Here is a 20,232-nt window from a genome sequence, read left to right on the forward strand (position 1 = left end):
CGCTCGGCGGCCCTTCTCGTGGCGTCACGACCGTCTCACTGGACCTGAAATCTTCCGTGGTGGTGGACGAACGAGCGCATCAGAGTGGGGAAGCGGTATCTGCCGGCCGCGAGCGACTCCAGCATCGCGGCGTCCACCAGGGACTCCAGCAACTCTTCCGCCGTCGCTTCGTCGACGGCGAGCGTGGCTGCCGCGGAGGACACCGACAGTTCAGGAGTGGCGATGGAGGACACCAGACACAGACCGCGCGCCTGTGCCTCCGTGAGCTGGCGGAAGGTGAGGTCGAACACGGTGGCGACGGCCATGTCGCCGACCCTGAGTTCGTTGATGCGCCGTCGCTCGTCGGCCAGCCGTACTGCTAACGAGTCGATGGACCAGGACGGGCGGGCGGCGAGCCGGGCCGCCACGATGCGGACGGCCAGCGGCAGGAACCCGCATGATTCCATGAGCCTCAGGGTCGCTTCCGGCTCCGCCTCCACTCGTTGCGAGCTGATGGTGCGAGCCATCAGCTCCAGTGCCTCCGACGGATGGAACACGCCGAGTTCGGTCTGGAGAGCGGCGGGCAGACCGCCCAGACGGGCACGACTGGTGATGAGTACCCCGCAGGTGGCCTCGCCCGGCAGCAGCGGCCTGACCTGGGCCGCTTGCTGCGCGTCGTCCAGGACGATCAGCATGCGCCGGTGACTGACCAGGGTCCGGAACAGTGCGCTGCGCTCCTGCAGCGTCTCCGGGATCCGGTCCTGCCGCAGACCGAGCGCCGAGAGGAAGCAGGCCAGCACGGTCTCGGGTGTCACGGCGTCACCGTCGCCGGAGCGCAGCTCCGCGTACAACTGGCCGTCCGGATAGGCGTCGCTGATGTGATGGGCCACATGGAGGGCCAGAGCGGATTTGCCGATACCGCCCATGCCCACCAGGACCACGACCGGCAGGGCGGAACGCTGCGTCACGGTCAGCGCCGAGGCGAGCGTCGTCGCCAGATGGGACCGGCCGAGGAAATCGCTCGGCTGGGGCGGGAGTTGCCTGGGGGGCTCGCGCCGGGCAGGAGTGTCCTCGTCGGCCGCTGTCCTGGGCACGTTGGGGGTGGGGATGGGGGTGGGGGTGGGGGTGGGGGTGGAGGCGGGCACGCGCAGTGAGGTGGGCACGGGCGCCGTCTTGGTGGCACCCTCGGTCCGGTTGGTGACACCCTCGGTCCGGCGCTTCGGCACGAGTTCCTGATCGCCGCTCAATATGCGCTGGTGCAGGGCCGTCAGCTCGGGTCCGGGCTCGACCCCCAGCTCGTCGATGACCACTTTACGCGCGTCACGGTAGGTCGACAGCGCCTCGGCCCGCCGCCCGGCCAGGCACTGGGCACGCATCAGCAGACAGTAGAGCCGTTCCCGCAGGGGATGCTGGTCGATCAGCGAGTGGAGTTCGGCGACATATCCGCTGCCGAGCCCCAACTCCAGCCCGAGACCGAGACGTTCCTCCATCAGCGACAGGCGCAGTTCATCGAGCCGGTGGCGCTGGCCGGCGGCGAACGGACCCGGTAACGCCGCCAGCGGCTCCCCGTGCCACAGCGACAGTGCCGCCTCGGTCTCCTCATAGGCCCGGGTGGCCTCACCCGCTCGCCGCGCGCGTTCGGCTGAACGGGCGTGCTTCTCCGCCTGAAGGTAGTCGACGTGGTCGTCGGGCAAGTCGAGCTGGTAGCCGCCGCCGACCGACTGGAGGATGCGCGGAAAGGCACCATCCGCCTCCAGCGCCTTGCGTAACCGCCAGGCGTACGTACGCAGGGTGGTCACGGCGGAGGCCGGGTCCTCCTCGCCCCACAGCGCCTCGACGAGATCCGCCGCCGTCGCCGACCGGCCCGACCGCATCAGCAGGGCGACGAACATGGCCTGTTGCTGCGGACTGCCCAGGTTGAGCTTCGTCTCGCCACAACTCACTCGCAGCGGACCCAGCACAGATACCCTGATGTGAGCCACAATCCCCCCATCGACAACGTATGTCTCGGGTCAACGATGTGGTGTCCGGCAAGACCACCATCGAGTAGATGTTCAATCTAATTCATTGACCGGGGTTACCTCAGGTACGGCAGTGAATTATTTCCCTTCCCTTGCACCGTTACCAGGGACCGAACCGCCCCGGGTTCGATAGAAATCGCAGATCAAGGTTGCACTCTGGCGTCTCGTACCCGTGCAACCACCACCGACCGTCGCAAAAGCGGCGGCGGGAGGTACCGCCAGCTACTTCCCGAACATGCCCAAGACCGGCGATCTGCCGCATGTTGATTAGTTGTCGATCATCCGTCTGCGGAACGTATACGAGGGTGGGCGTACGTTTAAAACAGCGAGTCGGGCGTCCGGTACTTTGCGGGCGAACGATTTCCTGGAAGGTATGCCCTTCGTGGCGATCGATACGGAAATCGAGCGGTTCCACGATCACGGGAGCATGATCAATTGAACATGATCGATTCCCAGCGGATCGAGTCGCCCGCGGCACCCGCCACTTCGGCGAGTCCGAACCCGATGACGAACCACCAACGTGACGGGAGAGACACCCCCCATGGACCACCGCCACCTCGGCAGCAGCGGCATGCTCGTCAGTGAGATCGCCTATGGGAACTGGTTGACGCACGGTTCACAGGTGGAGGAGGACAGGGCGACGGCCTGCGTGCGAGCGGCGCTCGACGCGGGCATCACGACGTTCGACACCGCGGACGTCTACGCGGCGACCCGGGCCGAGCAGGTCCTCGGTCGCGCACTGCGCGGCGAACGGCGCGAGGGCCTGGTCATCTCCACGAAGGTCTTCTTCCCCACGGGCGACGGTGTCAACGACCGCGGGCTGTCGCGCAAGCACCTCATGGAGTCGATCCACGGCTCGCTGCGCAGGCTGGGCACCGACCATGTCGATCTCTACCAGGCGCACCGCTTCGACCTGCGCACGCCTTTGGAAGAGACGATGGAGGCATTCGCGGACATCGTGCACGCGGGCAAGGCGCACTACATCGGTGTGTCCGAATGGACCGCCGAGCAGATCCGGCGGGGGCACGCGCTGGCTCGGGAACTCCGCGTCCCCTTCGTCTCCAACCAGCCCCAGTACTCGATGCTGTGGCGCGTCATCGAGGCCGACGTCGTGCCGACGTGCGAGGAACTCGGCATCGGGCAGATCGTCTGGTCGCCGCTCGCTCAGGGCGTGCTCACCGGCAAGTACCTCCCGGGCACACGGCCGCCGGCCGGCAGCAGGGCCACCGACCGCAACGGAGGAGCCAGGTCGATCGGCGACTTCCTCCGCGACGAGGTGCTGACGCGGGTCAGGGAGCTGGAGCCGCTCGCAGCGGCGGCGGGCCTCACGATCGCTCAGTTCGCGGTCGCCTGGGTCCTGCGGAACCCCAATGTGTCGGCCGCCATCATCGGCGGGACCACACCCGAACAGATCCGGGAGAACGTCCGCGCGTCCGGCGTCCGGCTCGACCCCGCGCTGGTGGCACAAGCTGAGAAGATCCTCTCGCCGGTCGCCGAGACCGACCCTGCACTGACCAGCGCGGAGACGCCCGACCGTCGGCCCTGACCGCGGCGCCCCGGACACCGCGCACCTCAAGAACGGCTGCCGGCGCGGCAAGGCCCTGCCCAGGCCGTGATCACCGGCTCGATCAACGCCCGCTGTGCATCCGATAAATCACTGGGGTACGGCTCTTTGCCCATACCCCGCATCTCGACGGTCCACCCAGGTCGTGACCACCACGGGTCCGCCTGGGACCGAGGTGGCGACGTGTAGATCCGCGGTGATCCGGCGGTGATTATCCGTAGGTCGCGTACTGCGAACATCATTCCTGTGCGGACCGACACCGCGTGCCATTGGCAAAAGACCCTCCGCCGATCAAGGCGAACGGCTTGATCGACAACTCCGCGGACACGACCGCCAACTCGACCGACACCTTTGCGCATCGATCACCGTCATGGCCGAAACGTAACTGCTTTCTGTTCCCTCATTCATTAGGCATAAGGCATAAGGGAGATGGCAATGTCAGCGGTGAGTCCTCCCGGTCCCCCTGGTCCTCCCGTCTACATGCTCGACCGGTTATCCGTCGACCGGCTGGTCGACGCCGCGGAGAGACTCCTCGGACAGTTCGGCTCGCCCGACAGCCCGCAACTGCTCAAGTCACTGCACCAGGCTGCCGAAGAGCTTCCTGACCAGCTCATACGCGCCGTGCGACGCCGGTTCACCGCAGCGGGCCTGTATGTCCTGCGCGGGCTCCCCGTCGACGCGGACCTTGAGCCGACGCCCGCCAGCTGGGCGGTCGCCGACGACAGCGGTGTCCTCTGGGACGTGACGTTGCTGCTGCTCGCGTCCGTTCTGGGGCACCCCATCGGGTGGCGGGGGCAGCAGGACGGCCGCATGGTCAACAACATCGTCCCGACAGCCGGCCGCGAGGAAGAACAGACCGGCGCCAGCAGCATGGTGCTGCTCGCCCCGCACACCGAGGACGCGTTCCACCCGCGCCGGGCCGATCTGCTGCTGCTGTGCTGCATGCGCAATCACGACCGGGTGGCCACGACCGCCGCGAGCATCCAGCAGACGAGTCTGTCCGCCGAGGACATCGCCACGTTGACCCGGCCCGTGGCCCCCATCCTGCCCGACGACGCCTACACCACCGAATCGGACCAGATTCCCGTGCCCGTACGCACGTTGTGGCAGACACCGGAGGGCCTGCGGCTCCGGTTCGACCCGGCCTACACCCGCTTGGGCGACGCGGACGCCGGCTATCGCGCGGCCTACTCCCGGCTGGAGTCCGAACTCGCCCGCGTCGCACAGGCCGTGGCACTGGAGCCGGGGGACGTCCTGGTGGTGAACAACGATGTCGTCGTGCACGGCAGGGTGCCGTTTCAGGCCCGCTACGACGGCACGGATCGCTGGCTGAAGCGGGCCCTGGTGCACCTGCCGAACCGCGGTCACCGGTCGGCCTCGGAGCAGGGCGAACACGGATACGGACAGCCGGTCATCGATCCGTACTGCGACGAAGGCTGAAAGCGACCGCCCCGGTGTCCCCCTACTTCGCACCTTCCTGGAGCAGCTGATGTCCGACTCTCCTCCGCCCGCCTCGCCCACGTGGGACACGGCGCGGATCTTGGCCACCTACTCGGAACTCCTGTCCACCGAGGTCACGTTGGACGCCGATTTCTTCATGATGGGCGGCCACTCCCTGATGGCGGTGATACTCGCCGATCGCCTCCGCGAGCAGCTGGGGGTGCCGGTGACGGGGCTGGAGGTGATGGACCACGCCACCCCGCGCGCGCTGATCGCCGCACTGCGCGGACGTGCGGCCGAGACCCAGCCCCAGCCCCAGACTGAGGCGGAATCCGGCGCGTCAGGACCCGCGTCCGCCGACCTGCGTACGGTTCTGGTGACCGGCGGCAGCGGCGGCGTGGGCAGCTTCGTCGTCAGGGAACTGCTCGCCCGGGGACACCGTGTGCGGGTTCTCGCCCGGCCGGAGTCCGCCTCCGTGGTGAACAGCACCGGAGCCGAGGCGGTGGAGGGGGATCTGACCCGCCCCGACAGCTTGCGCGGTCTGCTGCGCGAGGGAGTGGACGCGGTGGTCCACGCCGCCTGCACGTTCACCGAACCCGACGTGGACGTGGCGGCGATGCGCGCACTGGCGGACGGCTGGGGCGGGGGCCCCTTCGTCTTCGTCAGCAGCGTCGACGCCTACGGGACGCCGTCCCACCACGACGTACGTGAGGGTCAGGCCACAGAGGGGGCCGTGAGCGACTACGGGCGGGGAAAGGCGGACTGCGAGCGCGTCCTGTTCGCCGCCGCGGACCGGCACGGCATCCGTGACCAACTCAGTGTCGTGCGCGTGCCTCTCGTGTGGGGGCCGCACCGGCGGCTGCGCGACCAACTGCGCTGGGGTGCCCTGGGCAAGCTCTACCAGTGGGGTGTCCGAGGGGAGCCGATCCTGCTCCCCGAGGCTGCCGGGACGGCCCACCCGTGGAGCGGCGTTCCCTGGGTGGGAGCGGCGGCCCTGGCACGCGGCTTGGCGGCCATGCTGGACCGCCCCGCGGGCGGCATCGTCAACACGGTCGGCGGCCACGTCGGCTGGGCGGAGTTCGCCACGGAGCTGGTGACCCTGCTCGGCAGCGAGAGCGTCGTCCGCCACTCCTCGTCCGCCGAGCCCGGCCTGAACCGCCCTTGGCAGTACCGGAGCGAGGTGTTCGACGCCCGGTACGGGCTTGACCTGCGTGAGGACTGGCGCCCCCTGCTGGCCGCGACGCTGGACGCGACCGACCGGGCCCCCGTCGCCTGACAGCGAGCACGGGCGGTGACAGAGGAGGGAAGAGACAATGAGTGATCCGACGATTCGTCCGGTGGACGCCCCCGGCTCAACCACGGGGGGAGTTCATGGACTTGTGGCGAGGCAGGTCGCCGCGCGGCCCGACGCGCCCGCGGTGTGTGACATCCACGGCCGCGAACTGACCTACGCGCAGCTGTGGCGGCGGTCGGGCGGTGTCGTGGCCCAGTTGGAGCGGCACGGCATCGGCCCGGGATCACGGGTGGCCGTCGCCATGGAGCGCACCCCTGACCTGGTGGTCGCGCTGCTCGGTGTGCTGCGTACAGGCGCGGCCTACGTGCCGGTCGACCCCCGGGCGCCTCGTGAACGCCGCGAGGCCGTCGTACGGGATTGTCACGCCGACGCGGTGATGGGGGCGGCCGCCTGGGGCGACGCGCTGTCCGAGGACCGGCCGCCGCTCGTGCCGGCGCCGGGCGAGCCGACCCCACCGGGCGAGCCGACCCCACCGGACGAGCCGACACCGGGCCAGGCAACACCGGATGACCTGCTGTGGTCCGGCACGGCCCCGTCGCGGGCGGTCGCACCCGACGACACCGCGTTCATCGGGTACACCTCCGGGTCGACCGGACGGCCCAAGGGCGTCATGCTCAGCCACCTGGCCATCGAGCGCTTCGTGACCGGAGCCGGGTACTGCACGGTGGGCCCCGGTGACCGGGTGGCCCAGGTCGCCAACCCCTCGTTCGACCCTGTGACCTTCGAGGTGTGGAACACCCTGGCTTCAGGGGCCACGGTGGTCATGCTTCCCGCCATCGCCGAGGTGCCGCTCGCGCAGTGGACCGAGAGCCTGGCCACGCACCGGATCACCGTCATGTTCCTGACCACCGCACTCGTCGACATGGTCCACCGGGCGTCACCTGGCGCTTTCGCCCCGTTGCGTACCTTGCTGTTCGGCGGAGAGGCCGTCGACCCGGACATGGTGCGCGGTCTGTGCGGCGTGCGTCCTCCGCAGCAGGTGCTGCACATGTACGGGCCCACCGAGGCCACCACGTTCACCAGCTATTTCTCCTGCACCCCCGAGAACCTCGCCGGCCTCGACCGGATCCCGATCGGGTTCCCGCTCCAGGACACCACCCTGCGGGTCCTCTCCCCGGACCTCGTCCCGGTGCCGGACGGGGAAGCCGGCGAGCTCTGCATCGGCGGCGCCCGGATCGCCACCGGGTACGTCGGGCAACGCCGGCTCACGGACGAGCGGTTCGTGGTCCTGGCGGACGGCGAACGGGTCTACCGGAGTGGTGATGTCGTACGGCGGCGGGAGGACGGGGCCCTGGAGTTCCTGTGCCGCAGGGACCGTCAGGTGAAGCTGCGCGGCTTCCGCATCGAACTGGAGGAGGTCGAACGGGCCCTGCTGGCCACCGGGCTCGTCGAATCGGCCGTGGTCGAGATGACCGGCGAGGGGATGGCCGCGGGTCTCGTCGGCTTCGTCGTGCCGGGTGACCGCGGATCGGTCGCGTCCAAGGCGTTCCCCCGCACACTCTCGAAGGCCCTGGCTCACAGGCTGCCGGGCTACATGGTGCCGAGCAGGTGGCACGTCGCCCCGTCCCTGCCGGTCACCGCCAACGGCAAGGTCGACAGGCGCGCCCTGCTGGCCGGACAGCAGACGGAGTCCGTCGCGCCGCCCGCCGCAGGCGGCTGAACGGCCGCCGCACGCCCCCTCCCCCACCAGATCGCCGGAGAGCCCCTTTGGACGACAACATCACCGCGGCCTACCTCGCGCGCTACCGCGACGCAGTGGCCGACGACCCCCACGTCGCTCCCGTCACGGGTGCGCAGCGACGCTTTCTGACCCTCCGCAGCCTCTCGCACGGCACGGCGCCCGTCGTGGTGCCACTGTACTTCCGGTTTCCGCGTGGCACCGTCGACGTGGCACGGCTGGAGGAGGCCGCGGCGTGCCTCGCGGCCCGGCATGCGGCCCTGCGTATGCGGTTCGAGGTGGCCGCGTCCATACCCGTCCAGCGGCTCACCGACCCCCGCGGCTTTGTGCGCAGGGTGATCGCCGGGCCCGGCGAGAACGTGGCCGCCGCCCTGCGCCGGGAGCTGCTCGGCTGGTCCGCCGACGGCCCCGTCCTGAGGTTGCTGCTGGCCACCGGCGACGACCAGCCGGAGGACGAGACCCTCGCGGTCGTCGTGGACCATGCCGCGTGCGACGAGCAGTCACTGGGTTCCCTCACCGACGGCCTCACCCGCGCCTACCGGGAGCGGACCAGCGCGCGGGACGTCCGGTCCGAGGAGGGTGCGCGAGCCGTCGGCGACTACCGGGACACCGTGGAACGGCAGCTCGCCGCCGAACGCGCCGCGTCCGCTCAGTCCTCCCTCGACTACTGGAGCGAGCGGCTGTCCGGCCTCGTACCGACCGGGCTGGCGCTGAGGACCGTCACGGCCGGCCCCGGGGAGGACGACGACCCCACCGGGATGCTCCAGTACCGGCGGCCCGCGGCCGTCGGCACCGAGCGCACCGCCCTGTTCCCCGCCCTGCTCGGCGCGACGGCATCGGCCGTGGCGTCCCTCGCGTCCGCGGCGGCGCAGGGCGATTCGACCCCGCTGCTCGGCTATCCCTGGGGTGGACGCCCCCTGGGCGCCGCCCCCGTCATGGGGTGCTTCCTCAACACGGTCCTCTTCACCGCCGGCGCCCCCGATGACCTGGACGACGTCAGCGATCGGTGGTGGGACGACATCGACCACGCCGACACGCCTCTCGACGAGGTGCTGAGGGTGGCGCGGAAGCGCGGTGGCGCGTGGTCCGGCGCGCTCGACGCGCTCTTGACCCTGGAGGACACCACCCGGCGGCCTCCGCTGGAACTCGGCGGGGTCGAGGGCCGCGAGACGCACCTGCGCGGCCCGGCACTTCAGTCCCCGCTGGCCGTGTCGGTCTCCCAGAGCCAGGCCGACCTGCTCGTCCGCATGGGCTGGAATCGGCACCAACTGGCGCCGGCGCACGGGCAGACCGCATTCGACGCGCTGCGTAGCGCGTTGGGCGGCCATCTCGATCCCGCACCGGACCGGCCCGCGACCGTCCACTGACGTACCACCGGCTGCATCCCCCTGCTTGTACCCGCCGCCCCTCGACCGTCGCCCCTCGGCATCGCCGCTCGACATCCCGCTCGGCCCCCCGCTCGACGTCCCCCCTCGACCGCCGAAAGCGCACGACACGAACACGGACGCGAACGCGAACGCCATGGCACCCCGGCGGGTCACTCCCCCCTCCTCAAGCACGAGCCCAAGGAAGGCACCATGCCCAAGGAAGGCCCCATTTACCCCCTTTCCTCCTCACAGGAGATCGTGTGGCTGCACGAGCAGATGCTCCCTGACAGTCATGCGTACAACTCCACCGCTGCCCTGGAGCTGCGAGGAGAACTCGACCGGGAAGCCCTGGTGGACAGCTGGGCCGAGGTGCTTCGCCGGCACCCGGGACTGCGGCTGGAACTCGTCGACCGGGACGGCGGACTGCCCGGCCAGCGGGTGAGCGAGCAGGCCGAGCCCCGGGTCCGCGAGGTGGACCTGTCCTCGGCCGAGGATCCGGAGGACGAGTTCGCCGCGCTCGTCCGGGCGGAAGCCGCCTTGCCGATGGACACCTACACGGCACCGCTCGTGCGCTGGTGCCTCGTGCGCATGGGCCCCGGGCACCACCGGCTGATCCACGTGGAGCACCACCTCGTTCACGACGGCCGTTCGTGGATCATCGCCCTGCGCGACCTGTTCACGCTCTACCGTGCCCGGGTGCTGGGCGAGACCCCGGTGCTGCCCGAGCCGCGCAGCTACGTGGAGCACCTGCGCGAGGGGGCGCGTACCGGCGTGCAGGAGGCGAGCCGCCGCTACTGGGAGGAAGAACTGCGCGACGCCTCGCACGAGATCAGCCTCCCGGGGCTGGGCCGGCCCGCCGCCGAACGCCGTCACAACGGAGCCCAGCTGCGCCAGACTCTCGACCGGAGCCTGGTCGAGCAGCTCAACGCGCACTGCCCGCGCGCCGGACACACCCCGTACACGACCTTGCTCACCCTCTTCGGAGAACTGCTGCGCCGGCACAGCGGTCAGCAGGACTTCCTCGTCGGGACGGCCACGGGCAACCGCCGGCCCGGCTGGGAGGAGAGCGTCGGCATGTTCGTCAACACGATCCCGGTGCGCCTGCGCCCGGACCCGCACGCCTCGGCGGAGGAGGGCGTCGACGAGGTCACCGACGTGCTGATGCGCGCACTGCCTCACCAGGAGGTGCCGGTCCAGGAACTGACCCGCGCGCTGGGGCTGCACACCGACGGCAGTCGCAACCCGATGTTCAACGTCATGTTCAGCGCCCACGACACCCCCCTGCCCCGAGTCGAGCTGCCGGGCCTGGAGATGTCGATGGTGGAGGCGTTCAACGCCGGCACCACCCGCGACTTCGACCTGGACGTGGTCGTCATTCCCCAGGAGCGGACCATCAGCGGTCCGGAGGGCCATGCGGCGGCCGGCATGACGCTGGTGTGGGACTACGACGCCGACGTCTTCCCCGAGGAATCGATCGCCCTGCTGTCGCGGCGGTTCAAGGACATGCTGGAGGACTACCTGGCCCGTCCGGGGGCGACGCTCGCCTCCTTGGCCCCCCTGACCGGCGATGCGCTGCCCGCCTGGCAGGCCGGCCAGGACCGGCCGGCCGTCGCCTTCGACCCGGCGCTGCGGGACGGGACGGCCACGGCCCTCGTCAGCGGTGCGCTGACGTGGACGTACGCCGATCTCGACCGCGAGGTGACCGCACTGGCGAACCGGCTCTCCAGCGCCGGGGTGAGTGCGGGACGACCGGTGGCGGTGGTGCTGCCACGCGGGGCCGAGAGCGTGACGGCGCTGCTCGCCTGCCTGCGGACCGGTGCGGTGTACGCACCGCTGTCACCGGACGACCCGCAGCCCAGGCTGGCCCAGTTGCTGGACCGTCTGCGGCCCGCGCTGGTGCTGGCCACCCGGGAGAGCGCCCTCTCCCTGCCCGTCGACAGTCCGCCGGTGGGACTGCTGGACGGCGGTGAGTTCCCGCGGGCCGCGCCCGGCAGGGCGATGGACGGCGTGGCCTACGTGGTGCACACCTCGGGTTCGACGGGACTGCCCAAGCCGGTCATGGTCGCCCGCGACGCGCTGGAGACCTACCTGGCCGGCATCGGCGACCGGCTCGCCCTCACCCCCCGGGACAAGGTCCTGGTCTTCGCCAAGCCCTCCTTCGACCAGAACCTGGAGGACGTGCTCGCCACTCTCGCGGCCGGGGCGGCGCTCGTCCTGCCTCGCCGCGAGGTGCCCACGGCCGAGGAGCTGGTCGCCGTGCTCGCGGGACGTCAGGTGACGGTCGCCAACTTGCCGACCAGTTACTTCCTTTCCGTACGCGCACAGCTCACCGAGGCATGGCGTGACGGCAGGTGGTCGCCCAGGACGCTGGTGCTCGGCGGTGAGCGGCTGCCGCTCGACGTGCTGGCCGACTGGATGCACCCCGGCCTCACCGTGCTGAACGCCTACGGCGTCACCGAGGCCACGGTCACGTCCGTCACGCACACCGTCACCGCCGACGACATCGCTCAGGGCGGTGACGCCCCGCTGGGCACGGAGATCGCCGGCACCACGGTCCACGTGCTCGACGAAGGCCTGCACCCGCTGCCCGCCGGGGCCATCGGTGAACTCGCCATCGGCGGCGGCACCTTGGCCCTCGGCTACCTGGACAACGAGTCGGCGACCGCGGAACGGTTCCTGACCGTCCCCGCCCTCGGCGGAGCGCGCGTCTATCGGACGGGCGACCGCGGCTACCGCGACCTCGCGGGCCGCATCCACTTCCTGGGGCGGCGCGACAACCAGATCAAGCTGCGGGGCCACCGGATCGAGGTCGAGGAGATCGAGGTGGCCGCCTCCGCCGAACTGGGCGGCCGGCCCTGCGCCGTCGTCCTGCACGAGGACCAGGAGAGCGGTCCCGCCCTCATGGGGTTCGTGCAGACCGACGAACCCCTGGACGAACGGGTCCTGCACAAGGCCCTGTCCCAGCGGCTGCCGACGGCGTTCCTCCCGGCCCGCTGGGTCGCCCTGGAGGCGATGCCGTCGCTGGCGGGCGGGAAGCCGAATCGGGTCGAACTCGCCCGGATGGCCGCCCTGACACCGCGCGAGCAGGCTCCGTCGGCCCCGGAGGGCGAGAAGGTCTTCAGCCGTCCGGGCGAGGACCTGCTCGCCGAAGGCTGGCGGGAGGTCCTCGGCCACGACCGCTTCACTCCCGACTCGCACTTCTTCCAGGTCGGCGGCCACTCGCTCATCGCCGCCCAGCTCGCGGCCTGGCTGGAGCCCCGGCTCGGATTCCGGCCCCAGCTGCGCAAGATCTTCCAGAACCCGGTCCTGGCCGACCAGGCGCGTGTCTTCGCGGAGGTGTCGCGGTGACCGCACAGCCCTCCTCGGTGCTGGAACGCACGCACCATGAACTCGTCCTCAGCTTCGACTCCTTCGTACGGCGGGAACTCGTGCCCCTCGCCGCCGAGGTGCCCGAACCCGTCGACGGACCGCCCCGGGAACTTCGCGACTACGTGCGCAAGCGGTCGGCGGCCCTCGGCTTCTACGGCGCCGAGTACCCCGAGCACATGGGCGGCGCCGGCATGCCGCTCACCGCGCTGGTGCAACTCCACCACGCCGCCGGGGCGAGCGGCTGCTCCCTCGCCCCGTACGCGCTGGCGGGCCCCGACGGCCCCAGCTGGATGCTGACGCACGGCACGCCCGAACAGATCGAGACCTACCTCGTGCCGATGGTGCGCGGCGAGAAGCTGCGGTGCCTGGCGATGACCGAACCCGGTTCCGGCTCCGACGCCTTCACGATGGCGACCAAGGCGGAATGGGACGGCGACAGCTGGCTGCTCAATGGACGCAAGACCTTCGTCAGCAACGCGGGCCACGCCGACTACGCCGTCGTCATCGCCGATGTCGCGGCGAGCGCGGCCGGCGCCGGCGGTGCCACCGCATTCATCATGCCGCTCGACCACCCGGGCGTACGTCGCGGCCAGCGCTACCTCGGCATGGGGGGCGAGCCGCTGTTCGAACTGCTCCTGGACCAGGTCCGGCTGCCGATGGGGGCGCTCATCGGGGACAAGGACGGCATCGGCGCGTCCGTGGAGTTCGCCATGGACAGTCTCGCCTACGGGCGCCTGCTCGTCGCCGCGCAGTGCAACGGCATAGCGGAGTACGCGCTCCGGGCGGGCGTCGAGTTCGCCCGGCAGCGCCAGGCCTTCGGGCAGGTGATCGGCAGTTACCAGCACGTGCAGGAGCACCTGGTCGGCAGCCGCGCCGGCGTCGAGACCTCCAAGCTGCTCACCCTGGCGTGCGCCGAACTCGTCGACGCGGGAGAGGAGAGCGGGGAGAACGCCGCGCTCGCCAAGCTCGTGGCCACCGAGACGGCCACCAAGGTCGTGGACCGCTCCCTCCAGGTGCACGGCGCCACCGGATATGTCCGCGGTCATCCCCTGGAGTACCTGTACCGCCACATCCGCATGATGACGATCATCGAGGGGACCTCCGAGGTCCAGAAGGTGATCATCGCCCGCTCCATGGGCCTTGGCTGAGCCGTCCTGACCCGGAGGAACCATGAACGACACCACGCATGTGACGAATCCGCCGGTCGAGGCGGAACTCAGCATCGCCTACAGCAGTCAGGAGGACATCGGCCCCGTAGCGCAGGACACGGACGACACCCTCGCCGACCCGGTGCTCGCGGCGTTCGACGACTGGGTGCGGCGCACCCCGCAGGCCATCGCCGTCGACGATCACGGTGAGCAGTGGTCGTACGCGCGGTTGAGTTCGGCGGCCGACGCCGTGGCCGAGGCGCTGCGGCCCCGGGTCCGCCCCGGGGACATCGTGGGCATGTGCCTCGGACACTCCGCCCTGCTCGCCGCCGCCACCGTCGCACTCGCCCGGCTGGGAGCCGTGCAGATCCTGCTCGGACCGCAGCCCGCCGCCAACCGCTTGCTCGCCCTCACCGAAGCGGTGCGCCTCACCTGTGTCCTCGGTGAACCCGGCGATGCGCTGCCCCTCGCCCGCTCCGCCGTCGACGTGCCCGCTCCCGACGGCGCGGCCACGGCCACCCGGCTGGATGTGCACACGCCGCCGCAGGGCACCGCCGTGGCGGCTGACACCGAAGGTGCCCGTTATGCGGTGCTGACCTCCGGCTCGACCGGCGCGCCGAAGGTCGTCCTCGTCGGCGCGGCCTCCCTCGCCCGTGTCGTCCGCTGGTACCGGGGTCGTGCGGACCTGCGCCCCGGCGACCGGCAGGCCCTGTTCATGCACACCGCGTTCGACGCGCACTTCATGGAGTTCTGGGGCGGCCTGAGCGCCGGCGCCACCCTCGTGGTCGCCCCGCGGGAGGCGCGCAGCGATCCCGCCGCCCTCACGGACTGGTGGACGAGGGCCGACATCACGGCGACCCTGCTGCCCGCCCCTCTGGGGGAAACCGTGCTCGACCGGCCCTGGCCGCGGGACCAGTCCCTGCGCTACCTGTGCATCGGTGGCGACCGGCTCCGACGCTGGCCCGCCGCCGACGTCACCGCGCAGGTGGACAACGTGTACGGCCCGTCCGAGACCACCATCGGAACGACCTTCCACCCCCTCGACCCGGCCGAGGCGGGCAGCGTGGACGCCCCGCCGATCGGGCGTCCGCTGGCGGGAGCGGTCGCCTACGTCACCGACGGCGCGGGGGCGGTCGTACCCCGTGGCACGGCGGGCGAACTGCGCATCGGCGGACCGGTCCTCGCCCTGGGCTACCTCGACAAGGAGCTGACGGCGCGACGGTTCCCCGCCTCGCCCGCGGAGGGCGGCGCGGGCGGCCGTGCGTACCGGACCGGCGACCGTGTCGTGATGCGGACGGACGGCGTTCTGGAGTTCCTCGGGCGCCTGGACGACCAGCTGAAGATCAGCGGCATACGCATCGAGCCGGCGGAGATCGAGGCGGCCCTGGAGCGTGACGAGCGGGTCAGCAGAGCCGTGGTCGCCTCCCGGGGCGGCGACAAGGTCGTGGCCTTCGTCCTGCCCGCACCGGGCGCGGAACCGGACGAGGCCGAACTGCTGGCGCACGCCGCCCGGTGGTTGCCCCCGCAGGTCGTACCGTCGCGGGTCCGGGTGGTCGGCGGATTTCCGTACGACGCCAACGGCAAGGTGGACCGCAAGGCGCTGCTGGCCCAGGAGGAGCCGCGCACCGACGCGCAGGCCGGTGAAGCGGCTTCGCGGCTGGACGGCGCGGAGACGGAGCAGGAGCGGCGCGTGCTGGCGCACTGCCGCACCATTCTGGACAACCCGGACCTCGGGCTGGATGACAACTTCCGTGACGCCGGCGGCAGTTCCATCGACATAGCCCGGCTGCTCGTGGCGCTGGAGAAGGACAGCGGGGTGCGGCTGCGGGCGCCGCAGGTGATGCGGCAGCCGGACCTGCGACGTGTGGCGGCACTGCTCGGCCCCCGGCCCGCCGACACGGCTTGAGGATCGTCCGGGCCGGGACGTGAGGACGCGTCCCGTCCCGGCCCGCCCCGCTCCGCCCCGCACGAGCGGGACGCCTCAGCAGGAGAGCAATCACTCTTACCCGCACGAGACACTCCGGAGACAACGGTGAGTGAAGCAATGGGCGAGCACATGCCGCCAGCAGGAGATGTGTGGTTCACCTGGAACAGCGTGAAAACGGAGGAGCCCTCCCCCGCGTCGGCCTATTCCGGGATCTTCTTCGACGAGACGCTGCGGGACGGCCTCCAGGCCCCGCACATCCGCGAACTGACTCTGGAGCAGAAGCTCCAGTTCGTCGACCACATGGTCCGCTCCGGGGTCCGGTCCGCGGACCTGGGCTTCCCGAGTTCGGACGTGGCCGCCGCCCGGGAGTGCACGGAGATCGCGAAGTACATCGCGGCGAACCGCCTCGACCTGGTGCCGGGTTACGCGGGCCGCACCCACCCGGCGGACATCAACGCGATCTGCGAGGTGGGGCAGCGGGCCGGGGTCGCGGTCGAGGCCTACGCCTTCATCGGTGTCAGTCCCATCCGGCAGTACGTGGAGGACTGGGACATCGAGGTGATCAAGCGCGCCATCCGCACCTCCGCTGCGGAGTGCGAGCGCGGGAACGTGACGTTCGTCCTGGTGCTGGAGGACGCGGTCCGCTGCACCGCGGAGGTTCTGCGCAGCGTCTACGACACGGCGATGGAGACGGGGACCGGGCGGCTGACGCTCTGCGACACGGTCGGTGCCGCGGTGCCCAGCGGGACGGAAGCGCTGATCCGCTGGACCCAGCGGTACTTCGCGGACCGCGGTCATCCCGTGGAGCTCGAATGGCACGGGCACAACGACCGCGGGCTGGCCCTCGTCAACTCGCTCACGGCACTGGCCCTGGGCTGTGCGCGCGTCCACGGCACCATCCTGGGAATCGGCGAGCGGGCGGGCAACGCGTCCCTCGACCAGCTCATGGTGAACAGCCATCTGGACGGTCACCGGGCCTACGACCTGAAGGCCCTGAGTGAGTACTGCCGGTACGCGGCGCCGCTGCTCGGCGTGGACATCCCGCAGAACTACCCCGCCATGGGCCGTGACGTCTTCAAGACCAGTGCCGGAGTGCACGCCTCGGCGATCCTCAAGGCCCATGAGAAGGGCAGCACCACGATCAAGGACGGGGTCTACGCGGGGGTTCCCGCCGGCCTCCTCGGCCGCGAGCAGGAAGTGCTCATCGACGCGGCGTCGGGCGAGAGCAACGTCAAGTACTGGCTGACGCTGCACGGACACGCGACGGACGACGCCTCCTTGATCAAGCGGGTGCTGGAGCGGGCGAAGTCGAACGGTGCGCCCCTGACCGACGAAGAGATAGGACTGGTCCTTGCGACAGGCAGGTGAAGCGGCGAAGGCCGGCCGCGACCGCACGATCAGGCTCCGCGGCAACGTCCTGGTCATGACCGAGAGCCCGGACCTTCTCGCGTCCCAGCTCGACGGCAGCGGCTCTTCGACACCGGAGCAGCTGCTGCGCGAACCGCTGCGGAACAACATCTCGACGGACGAGATCATCCCCGGATGGTGCTGCTACTGGTACGACGAGAAGCTGGGCGACTACGCCTACCTGGGCCTGCGCGGACGGCAGTTCGGCGAGGGCGCGGTGAAGGCGTTCGCCCCGCAGATCATCGTCAGCGGTGAGGCGAAGGGAAGCGGGTCCTCCCGGGAGCACGCCGTGTACGCGGAGAAGTACTCCGGGGTCCAGCTCGTCTTCGCCCGGTCCTTCGAACGGATCTACCAGCAGAACTGCCGCAACGTCGGGATCGTCACGTGTGACGACTTCGACGTCCTCGCCGCTCTGCTGGCCGGCGAGGAGCTGCCGCTGGAGGCGTTCACGCGCAGCGCCAACGACATCGAGCGCGCCGTCATCGATCTCGGCGGTCTGTTCGGCTTCAACCGCGCCCACCGGGACGGAACGGGCTCCGCGGTCCGCACCGCCTTCGACGGAAGCAGGCCGCTGAACATCGTCGAGAAGATCATCCAGAGCCGGCTCTCGTCCCGGAACCGGCCGCCCGCCGACTCCAGTGTGCGGGTGGGCGAGTCGTACTTCGTGCGGACGGACGTCAGGTTCTCGCACGAGTACGTGACCCCCATGGCGGCCGGCATGTTCACCCAGCAGTTCGGCGCGGAGGCCACGCTCCACGATCCGGACTCCTGCTACTTCTTCCAGGACCATCTCTCGCTGGCGGAGCAGGTGCTGACCCGCCGCCCGCGCGGTCCGGAACTCATCGAGCGGGTCCACAACCTCGGCCGGCGCCAGCGGGATTTCGCCGAGCTGGAAGGCGGTCACTTCATCGGCCCCTCCGACACGGGGGGCAGCCGCGCCATCTGCCACAACTACGTCATGGAACACGTCGCCCGGCCCGGTGACATCATCATCGGCACGGACAGCCATACGTGCACGGCCGGCGCCCTCGGCGCCTTCGCGTTCGGGGTGGGAGCGACCGACATCGCGAACGCCTGGTACAACGGCGAGATCCTGGTGAAGGTCCCCGCCGCCATCAAGATCAACCTGCTGGGCCGGCTCCACCAGGGCGTGTGCGCGAAGGACCTCATGCTGGCCCTGCTGGCGCACCCGAAGATCGAGGGCAGCCAGACGCTGGGCAAGGTCCTGCTCTTCACCGGTCCCGGCTGCGCCGAGCTGAACACCGACGAGCGCGCGACGCTGTGCAACATGGCGGTGGAGGCGGGGGGCATGACCGCCGTGTTCGAACCCGACGACGTGACGAGCGGCCACCTGGCAGGGCGCCACGGAGCACCGCACGATCCCGGCGTGCCCTACCTGACCTCGGACGAGGGTGCCACCTACAGCGCCGTCGTGGACATCGAACTGGCCGGGGTCGAACCCATGGTGGCGCTCCCCGGGGACCCGAGGAACGCCGTCCCCCTTGCCTCCGTCCATGAGGACGTCAGGGTCGACAAGGTCTACGGAGGATCGTGCACGGGCGGCAAGGCGTACGACATGGACATGTACGCGAGTGTCTTCGAACTGGCACGCGCACATGGCCTGGCCGTAGCCGCGGACGTGCGGGCGTACATCCAGGTCGGCAGCGAATCCGTGATGGCGTACGCCGTCGAACGCGGCTACATCGGTCTGTTCGAGGAAGTCGGCGTGCAGGTCCTGCCCCCCTCGTGCGGAGCGTGCATCAACGCCGGACCGGGAGTGTCGGAGAGCCCGGACGAGGTGACCGTCAGCGCGCAGAACCGTAACTTCCCGGGGCGTTCGGGGCCCGGACAGGTGTATCTGGCCTCCCCCTACGTGGTGGCGGCCACGGCGATCGCCGGCCGACTCAGCTCCGTCGAAGCCATGCTCGCGGAAAGGGCCCGCCCATGAGAATCGCGGTGGTACCCGGAGACGGGATCGGTCAGGAAGTCGTCCCGGCGGCCCTGCCCGCCCTGACGGCACTCGACGAGGCGTTCGGGCTCGGCATCTCTCACGATGTCTTCGACTGGGGTGCCGACCAATGGCTCGCCACGGGCGTGGGGCTGCCCGCCGGGGCGATCAGCCGTCTCGCCCGCGACTACCACGCGGTCTTCCTCGGCGCGCTCGGCGACCCTCGCATCCCGGACATGGCGCACGGCCGCGACATCCTGCTCGGCCTGCGCAGAGGCCTCGATCTGTACGTCAACTACCGCCCCATCGTGCTGAAGCACGGTGTCATCGACCTCTACCGCGAGAACACGCAGGGACTCTACGCAGGTGTCGGCGGTTCGATCGCCCGGTCCGGAGCGGTCACGGTGGCGATCGACGAGTGCGTGTACACGCGGGACACCGTCGAGGGTTTCGTCCGTTTCTGCCTGGGCCGGCTCAGGGAGCAGCATCGCCGCAAGGTGACCCTGGTGCACAAGTCCAACGCCGTGCCGAACACGGGCAGACTCTGGCAGGACGTGTTCTGGCGTGAACTGGAGGCGTTCCCCGAACTGGTCGGCTCCGAGGAGTACGTGGACTCGTTCTGCTACAACCTGGTGCGCGATCCGACGCCGTACGAAGGCGTCCTGGCGCCCAATCTCTTCGGCGACATCATCAGCGACATAGGCGCGGCCCTGATGGGAGGCCTCGGCCTCGCGTCGAGCGCGAGCATCTGCCCCGAGACGGACTTCGCGCTGTTCGAGCCCGTGCACGGCAGTGCCCCCGACATCGCCGGAAAGGGGACGGCCAACCCGTACGCCGCCGCGATGTCCCTGGTGCTGATGCTCGATCACTTCGGCCACGGCACCGCGGCCGGCCTGCTCCGCGACTGTCTGACCGAGGCGGCGGGAAGCGAGGCGGCGACCCCCGACCTGGGGGGCGGGGGAAGCACACGGCAGTTCATGGCGAAGGTCATGGAACTGCTCGACCGGAAGCTGTCCGCTCTTCCGGACCTCCCCACCCCCTGACCACGACACCGGCCGCCGGGACCGCCCCGCGCTCGCGCCAGGCGGTG

The 20,232-nt window shown here is 70.4% G+C and carries 12 protein-coding genes; 11 read left to right on the forward strand and 1 reads right to left on the reverse strand.

Annotation, left to right across the window (positions count from 1 at the left end):
• Window positions 1-35 precede the first annotated feature (35 nt).
• Window positions 36-1,961: a BTAD domain-containing putative transcriptional regulator gene (locus ACGFYV_RS04215; protein WP_393876800.1), complete on the reverse strand. Its 1,926-nt coding sequence runs from the start codon at window positions 1,959-1,961 to the stop codon at window positions 36-38.
• 580 nt (window positions 1,962-2,541) lie between these two features.
• Here ACGFYV_RS04215 and ACGFYV_RS04220 point away from each other — a divergent pair.
• The 11 genes from ACGFYV_RS04220 (at window position 2,542) to ACGFYV_RS04270 (ending at window position 20,185) form a co-directional block, all read left to right on the forward strand.
• Entirely contained in the window at window positions 2,542-3,546 is a 1,005-nt protein-coding gene (locus ACGFYV_RS04220; protein ID WP_393876801.1) for an aldo/keto reductase family protein, read from the forward strand.
• A gap of 498 nt (window positions 3,547-4,044) precedes the next feature.
• A complete protein-coding gene (locus ACGFYV_RS04225; RefSeq protein WP_393876802.1) occupies window positions 4,045-5,004 on the forward strand; it encodes a TauD/TfdA family dioxygenase in 960 nt (319 codons plus the stop codon).
• 49 nt (window positions 5,005-5,053) lie between these two features.
• Window positions 5,054-6,280, forward strand: coding sequence for an NAD-dependent epimerase/dehydratase family protein (locus ACGFYV_RS04230; protein WP_393876803.1), 1,227 nt, complete (start codon window positions 5,054-5,056; stop codon window positions 6,278-6,280).
• 103 nt (window positions 6,281-6,383) lie between these two features.
• Entirely contained in the window at window positions 6,384-7,958 is a 1,575-nt protein-coding gene (locus ACGFYV_RS04235) for an amino acid adenylation domain-containing protein (RefSeq protein WP_393876804.1), read from the forward strand.
• A 47-nt stretch (window positions 7,959-8,005) separates the two neighbouring features.
• Window positions 8,006-9,343 (forward strand): condensation domain-containing protein, encoded by a 1,338-nt coding sequence (locus tag ACGFYV_RS04240; protein ID WP_393876805.1) that lies wholly within the window; start codon window positions 8,006-8,008, stop codon window positions 9,341-9,343.
• 210 nt (window positions 9,344-9,553) lie between these two features.
• Window positions 9,554-12,691, forward strand: coding sequence for an amino acid adenylation domain-containing protein (locus tag ACGFYV_RS04245; RefSeq protein WP_393876806.1), 3,138 nt, complete (start codon window positions 9,554-9,556; stop codon window positions 12,689-12,691).
• Window positions 12,688-13,860, forward strand: a complete 1,173-nt coding sequence (locus ACGFYV_RS04250; RefSeq protein WP_393876807.1) for an acyl-CoA dehydrogenase family protein — start codon at window positions 12,688-12,690, stop codon at window positions 13,858-13,860. Before ACGFYV_RS04245 ends, ACGFYV_RS04250 begins: the two co-directional genes overlap by 4 nt.
• 22 nt (window positions 13,861-13,882) lie before the next feature.
• Window positions 13,883-15,766: a non-ribosomal peptide synthetase gene (locus tag ACGFYV_RS04255; protein ID WP_393876808.1), complete on the forward strand. Its 1,884-nt coding sequence runs from the start codon at window positions 13,883-13,885 to the stop codon at window positions 15,764-15,766.
• Between the two features lie 126 nt (window positions 15,767-15,892).
• Window positions 15,893-17,155, forward strand: a complete 1,263-nt coding sequence (locus ACGFYV_RS04260; RefSeq protein ID WP_393876809.1) for a LeuA family protein — start codon at window positions 15,893-15,895, stop codon at window positions 17,153-17,155.
• Window positions 17,139-19,142, forward strand: a complete 2,004-nt coding sequence (locus tag ACGFYV_RS04265) for an aconitase family protein (RefSeq protein ID WP_393876810.1) — start codon at window positions 17,139-17,141, stop codon at window positions 19,140-19,142. Before ACGFYV_RS04260 ends, ACGFYV_RS04265 begins: the two co-directional genes overlap by 17 nt.
• Window positions 19,139-20,185 carry an isocitrate/isopropylmalate dehydrogenase family protein gene (locus tag ACGFYV_RS04270; protein WP_393876811.1) on the forward strand — a complete coding sequence of 349 codons (1,047 nt, stop codon included), beginning with the start codon at window positions 19,139-19,141 and terminating at the stop codon, window positions 20,183-20,185. The genes ACGFYV_RS04265 and ACGFYV_RS04270 overlap by 4 nt, the downstream gene beginning before the upstream one ends.
• The last annotated feature ends 47 nt before the right edge of the window (window positions 20,186-20,232 follow it).

Source organism: Streptomyces sp. NPDC048297, from assembly GCF_043201585.1.
Classification (GTDB): Bacteria; Actinomycetota; Actinomycetes; order Streptomycetales; family Streptomycetaceae; genus Streptomyces.

What these genes read in the sequence shown, in the direction of transcription:
- ACGFYV_RS04255 (WP_393876808.1), top strand. Translation starts at nt 13,883, where the DNA reads ATGAACGACACCACGCATGTGACGAATCCGCCGGTCGAGGCGGAACTC.
- ACGFYV_RS04225 (WP_393876802.1), top strand. Translation starts at nt 4,045, where the DNA reads ATGCTCGACCGGTTATCCGTCGACCGGCTGGTCGACGCCGCGGAGAGA.
- ACGFYV_RS04270 (WP_393876811.1), top strand. Translation starts at nt 19,139, where the DNA reads ATGAGAATCGCGGTGGTACCCGGAGACGGGATCGGTCAGGAAGTCGTC.
- ACGFYV_RS04230 (WP_393876803.1), top strand. Translation starts at nt 5,054, where the DNA reads ATGTCCGACTCTCCTCCGCCCGCCTCGCCCACGTGGGACACGGCGCGG.
- ACGFYV_RS04220 (WP_393876801.1), top strand. Translation starts at nt 2,542, where the DNA reads ATGGACCACCGCCACCTCGGCAGCAGCGGCATGCTCGTCAGTGAGATC.
- ACGFYV_RS04245 (WP_393876806.1), top strand. Translation starts at nt 9,554, where the DNA reads ATGCCCAAGGAAGGCCCCATTTACCCCCTTTCCTCCTCACAGGAGATC.